5 protein-coding genes are annotated in these 4,257 nt (G+C 71.6%); 2 read left to right on the plus strand and 3 right to left on the minus strand.

Going from position 1 to position 4,257, the window contains the following annotated elements; all coding sequences use genetic code 11:
* On the plus strand, window positions 1–1,339 hold a 1,339-nt coding region (locus VQ02_RS33260), incomplete at its 5' end, for a porin (protein WP_157080914.1).
* Between the two features lie 48 nt (window positions 1,340–1,387).
* Here the strand turns inward: VQ02_RS33260 and VQ02_RS33265 are convergent.
* Both VQ02_RS33265 and VQ02_RS33270 read right to left on the minus strand, forming a co-directional pair.
* On the minus strand, window positions 1,388–1,675 hold the full coding sequence (locus VQ02_RS33265) for a hypothetical protein (RefSeq protein WP_048448553.1): 288 nt from the start codon (window positions 1,673–1,675) through the stop codon (window positions 1,388–1,390).
* Between the two features lie 209 nt (window positions 1,676–1,884).
* Window positions 1,885–2,790, minus strand: coding sequence for a LysR family transcriptional regulator (locus tag VQ02_RS33270; protein WP_048448554.1), 906 nt, complete (start codon window positions 2,788–2,790; stop codon window positions 1,885–1,887).
* Between the two features lie 108 nt (window positions 2,791–2,898).
* Here VQ02_RS33270 and VQ02_RS33275 point away from each other — a divergent pair, with 108 nt between their 5' ends.
* Window positions 2,899–3,573, plus strand: a complete 675-nt coding sequence (locus tag VQ02_RS33275) for a L,D-transpeptidase (protein ID WP_048448555.1) — start codon at window positions 2,899–2,901, stop codon at window positions 3,571–3,573.
* Between the two features lie 97 nt (window positions 3,574–3,670).
* Here the strand turns inward: VQ02_RS33275 and VQ02_RS33280 are convergent, their stop codons facing one another.
* Window positions 3,671–4,135 (minus strand): Lrp/AsnC ligand binding domain-containing protein, encoded by a 465-nt coding sequence (locus VQ02_RS33280; protein ID WP_048448556.1) that lies wholly within the window; start codon window positions 4,133–4,135, stop codon window positions 3,671–3,673.
* Window positions 4,136–4,257: the final 122 nt, after the last annotated feature.

Genomic DNA, 4,257 nt, shown 5'->3' on the forward strand with positions numbered 1-4,257 from the left:
CCCCCCCCCGCCCCCCGGCGGCCCCAAGGCACGCCCGACGCCCGGCCCGACGCCTGCGGCCGCGGTGGCCGGGACCCGGACGGGTGCCCGGCCCGCCGCCGAGCCCGCGCTCGGCGGCGCGGTCGCCATGCGGGACCAGGCGGCGGAGAAGCCCGGCCCGACCCCGCCGAACTACGCCGGCCGGCCCAAGACCTGGTTCGAGCAGCTGACCCTGCGCGGCTACTCGCAGCTGCGGGTGAACGAGTTCCTGGCCGGCGACGCCACCGCCCCGTCCGGGATCTCGCGCCTGCGCTCGGTCCACGACGGCGGCATCAACGACCGCGACAACTTCACCTTCCGGCGCATCCGCCTGATCCTGCAGGGTGACGTCCACGAGCGGGTCTCGATCTACTTCCAGCCCGACTTCGCGGTCGCGGTCGGCAACCAGACCGCGGGCGAGCCGCGCAACGGCTTCGCCCAGCTGCGCGACGCCTATGCCGACGTCTTCCTCGACGACGACCGGCGCACCCGCCTGCGCTTCGGCCAGTCGAAGGTGCCCTACGGCTGGGAGAACCTGCAATCGTCGCAGAACCGCATCACCCTCGACCGCAGCGACGCGATCAACAGCGCGGTCCCGGGCGAGCGCGACATCGGCGTCATCGCGTACCACACCCCGTCCGAGGTCCAGCGGGTCTGGGACCGTCTGGCCAAGGACAAGCAGAAGCTGTTCGGCAACTACGGCGCCTTCGGCGTCGGCATCTTCAACGGTCAGACCATCAACCGGCCCGAGCGCAACAACGCCGTGATGACGGTGGCGATGGCGACCTGGCCGTTCGAGCTCGACCGGTTCGGACCGATGTTCGAGGGCCAGGTGCTCGAGGTCGGCGGCTCGGTCCTCCACAACCGCTTCCAGCCCGAGATCCGCACCGGCGGCGTCAGCCCGGTCGCCTTCACGGAGGAGCGCGCCGGCCTGCACGCGGTCCTCTATCCCCAGCCCTTCGGCCTTCAGGCCGAGTGGAACTGGGGCCGCGGGCCGGAATTCGACCCCGTTCGCCGGGCGATCGAGAGCAAGCCGCTCGAGGGCGGGTACGTCCAGGCGATGTACCGCATCCGGCACCCCGATTTCGGCACCTTCTACCCCTACATCCGCCTGCAGCACTACCGCGGCGGCTGGAAGGTGGCGACCAACGCCCCGCGCCTGGAAACCGACGAACTCGAGCTCGGCATCGAGTTCCAGCCGATCGAGCCCCTGGAGATCACCCTGGCCTACGCCCGGATGAAGCGCCGCGAGGCCGACGAACGCCGCTTCGGCCGGGCTGAGGGCGACATCTTCCGCGCCCAGGTGCAGTGGAACTACTGAAGGCGGAAGGCCGGCCGCGACGCGGATGGGCGGCGCTGCCGGCGGCCTTCAGGCCACCAGCTCGGGCCGCCGCTCCTCCTCGCAGCCCCGGCGGAACAGGGCGGCGCAGCGCGACTCGCGGTGCACGCTCAGGATCGAGGCCCGGTCGATGTCGGGGTTGTCGGCGAGGATACGGCGAACATCCTCGACCAGGCGGCCGTAGCGGCCGGCGTCGTAGCCGCTCTCGAGCGGGCTGACCGCAATGTAGGCCTCCACCACCAGGACCTTCTCGGCCTTGTCGCGGGATACCTCCGCGGCGATCCAGGCGGATTTCACGAGGCGGTTCGGATTGACCATTGGCGTACCTCCGTTCTCGTCGGACCGCTCTGCGGCGGCCTCTCCACCGCGAGACTGCGGCAAATGGCTCGTGATGCTAACTCTGCAGGTGCGTCTTGGCTCCAAGCTCCGTGCAGTCTGCCCCGCGTCCGACGCATGGAACGCGCACAACCATCGGTCGCGGCGCCGCGCCCTGCCACGTCGCGGGATTGTCGTCGCAGGATCGCGGATCACGCGGTCACGCCGGGCAGGGCCCTGAGGGCCGGCAGGACGAAGTCGATGAAGGCCCGGACCGCCGGACGCAGGAGCCGGGCCGACGGATAGGTCAGGAACGCTTCGGTCGGCTTGACCTCGTAATCCGGCAGGATGCGGACGAGCCGACCGTCGGCGAGTTCCTCGGCGACGAGGTTCTGCTGGACCGCGCCGGCGGCCTGTCCGGCGAGCAGCACCCGCGTGGCGACCTTCGCGTCGTTCGTGCGCATCGTCGGGTTGACCGGGATCTCGACCGTCTCGCCGTCCCGCTCCAGCACGAGCTTGTCGCGGCGCGACCGCGGCGAGAGGGTCGTCACCAGCGGCGCCCGGGACAGGGCCTCCAGGGTCTCGAACGGGCCGGTCCGCGCCAGCAGGTCCGGCGCCGCGGCGAGGATCCGCCGGATCAGCCCGATCCGGCGCAGGATCACGTCCTGGTTGACGGGATGGCCGTAGCTCAGCGCGAGATCGAACCCGTCGTAGACGAGGTCGACGGCCCGGTCCTCGAGCACGAGGTCGACCGTGACGGCGGGATGGATCGCCTGGAACTCCATCACGATCGTGATCAGGTGCCGGCTGCCGATGCAGGACGGGGCGTGCAGGCGGAGCAGGCCCTCGACCGTCCCGCCATCCTGCCGGATGCCCTCGAGCGCGGCGTCGATCGCCGTCAACGCCGCGCGGCTCGCCTCGTACAGCGCCTGTCCCTGCGGGGTCGGGCGCACGATGCGCGGCGACCGCTCCAGGAGCCGGGTGCCGCTGTGCTGCTCGAGATTGCGCAGGTGCTTCGTGACCGCCGGTTGCGAGACGCCGAGGTCCCGCGCCGCCAGGGTGACGGAGCCGCGCTCCACGGTGCGCACGAAGGCGCGCAACGCGATCGCAAGATCCATCGGCTGCCCTTTTCGGTTATGGGAGTCATTCTCCCATAACCTCTGGTGCGGGCAGTGCCTAGCCGGCGATGATCGTCCCCGACGTCCGATCACGCGGGTTGCAAGGTCATGCCCATCATCCGCCGCCGCTTCCTGATGGCGACACCGTTCCTGCTGGGCGGCTGCGTCGGCCCTGCCCCGCGCACCGCGTCCAGGTCCGTCCTCGACCCGCTCTCGTCGTACCGGGAGATCTACGCGGAGATCACGACGGAGCCGCACCCCGTGCCGGCGGTCGACCCGGCGAGCCTCGACCCGCGCTTCCTGCGGCGCGAGGTGGCCTACGACACGGCCGAGCCGCCGGGCACGATCGTGGTCGATCCGGGCCGGCGCTACGCCTACCTCGTGCGTGAGGGAGGCCGCGCCCTGCGCTACGGCATCGGCACCGGCCGGGAGGAGGCGTTCAACTTCCAGGGCGAGGCGACGGTGGCGCGCAAGGCCGAATGGCCGCGCTGGACGCCGACCCCGGACATGATCCGTCGCGAGCCCGCCCGCTACGCCCGGTTCGCCGGGGGGCTGGCCGGCGGCGCGGACAATCCCCTCGGCCCGCGGGCGCTCTACCTCTACCGGGACGGCCGCGACACGCTCTACCGCCTGCACGGCACGACCGAGCCCTGGACGATCGGCACGATGGTGTCGTCCGGCTGCGTCCGCCTGCTCAACCAGGACATCATCGACCTCTACGGGCGCGTCCCGGTCGGAACCCGGGTCGTCGTGCTGCCGGCCCAGGCCGCGGCCTCCGGCTGAGCGGGGCGGCGCGGCCGGCCAAGCAGGTGTCTCGGCCAAGCCTGCGGCGGAGAAGCGGGCGAAGCCTCGGCCTGCCGACGCAAAGCCGGCCCGGGCGTCACAGCGGCAGCACGCCGTCGCTCTTCACCTCCTCCATCACCGCGTAGGTGCGGGTGTTGTTGACCCCCGGCAGTGCCAGCAGCCCCTCGCCGAGAAAGCGGCGATAGGCCGGCATGTCGGCGACCCGGGCCTTGACCAGGTAGTCGAACCCGCCCCCGACCATGTGGCACTCGAGCACCTCGGGGGCGCGGCGCACGGCCGCCGCGAAGCGCGCGAAGGCGTCGGGCGTGGTCTTGTCGAGGGAGACCTCGACGAAGACGAGCAGGCTGAGGCCCAGACGCTGCGGGTCGAGCCGCGCGCCGAACCCGGTGATCACCCCGTCCTTCTGCAGCCGGCGCAGGCGCTCGCCGGTGGCGGTCGGCGACAGCCCGACCCGCTCGGCCAGCTCCACGTTGGGAATCCGGCCCTCGCGCTGGAGGATCCTGAGGATCTGCCGGTCGACCCGGTCGAGCCCGTCCGTCATTCTCGCTGCCAAAGCCCGGTTTTGCCGCCGATTCTGCGGCCGACCCCGGATATGCGCCATCGAAGCGCGGCGAAAGGCCCTCTAGGCTGAGAATCGTTCAAGCGCCTCGCGCTCCGGGGTGA

The organism is Methylobacterium variabile (genome assembly GCF_001043975.1).
Classification (GTDB): Bacteria; Pseudomonadota; Alphaproteobacteria; order Rhizobiales; family Beijerinckiaceae; genus Methylobacterium; species Methylobacterium variabile.